The organism is Desertibacillus haloalkaliphilus, assembly GCF_019039105.1.
GTDB classification, from domain to species: domain Bacteria; phylum Bacillota; class Bacilli; order Bacillales; family KJ1-10-99; genus Desertibacillus; species Desertibacillus haloalkaliphilus.
Window position 1 is genome coordinate 1 of the sequence record NZ_JAHPIV010000599.1, and the last position, 327, is coordinate 327.

At 42.5% G+C, this 327-nt stretch carries 1 protein-coding gene; it reads left to right on the plus strand.

The window, feature by feature from the left end; all coding sequences use genetic code 11:
* Positions 1 to 327 (plus strand): DNA polymerase III subunit delta (holA, locus tag KH400_RS23455; RefSeq protein WP_369009396.1); only part of this gene is annotated, 327 nt, incomplete at both ends.

The following is a 327-nucleotide window of genomic DNA, read 5'->3' on the forward strand; positions in this document are numbered from 1 at the left end:
CACAGACGGTCTTGGTGATTTTTGCACCATACGAGAAGCTGGATAGTCGCAAGAAGGTTGTTAAGTTGCTGAAAGAGAAGGCAGCTTACTTGGCCTTTGGTGATTTGACTGAAAAAGATGTGCGAAACATGATTAATGATAAGTTGCGCCAAGGCGGTTTTGAAATGTCAGGACCTGCCATGCAACTACTAATTCGTTTAACGAATATGTCGTTAACGCAAATTATGTCTGAACTCGATAAGTTGATGCTTTATGCGTACGATACGAAGCAGATTGACGAGCAGGCTGTTGATGCCTTGGTAACTCGTACGTTGAGCGAAAATATCT